Origin of the sequence: Arenibacter lacus (assembly GCF_008711145.1) — a bacterium.
Lineage (GTDB): Bacteria > Bacteroidota > Bacteroidia > Flavobacteriales > Flavobacteriaceae > Arenibacter > Arenibacter amylolyticus.
In genome coordinates, this window is record NZ_VVIN01000248.1 from 1 (window position 1) to 484 (window position 484).

The 484-nt window shown below is 38.6% G+C and carries 1 protein-coding gene; it reads right to left on the minus strand.

From position 1 onward, the window contains the following. Positions 1 to 141: 141 nt before the first annotated feature. The coding region (locus tag F1E73_RS17360) for an outer membrane beta-barrel protein (RefSeq protein ID WP_150452704.1) at positions 142 to 484 on the minus strand (343 nt) is incomplete at its 5' end.

Here is a 484-nt window from a genome sequence, read left to right on the forward strand (position 1 = left end):
TCTTTTGGTACTGTCTGCCATTGCCCTGTGCGTAGTGGGGTTATCCTCCGCAAAAAACCGCTATATATCGGATTAAAGCTAGGGATTAAATAGACAATACGCATCATTAGAAACTACAGCAAAACGAATACGCATAGAAGCTTATAGGCGATCCCTTTCTGCGGTACCCTTGTATTTGTAGTTGTTTTTAATTCCCATATTCCCAAAATTATATCTAAAACCTACCGTAATAGTTCTACTATCCGGTCTGTAATAAGATATGTTGTGCTGATTGCCATAATTACGGGTATTATGCAATTCTAGCTGATTAAAGAGGTCATTTATGGAGAGACTAAGCGTGGCTTTTTTGTCCCATAAGTTCTTTTTAACCGCAAGTTCCCAAATATTGTAAGCCTCCTGTCTAGAATTCCCGATAACCACAGGAGAAACATAGGTATAATTTAGGTTTGCAGACAAGGAGCTATCCTCTAGGAAGGTAAAATTG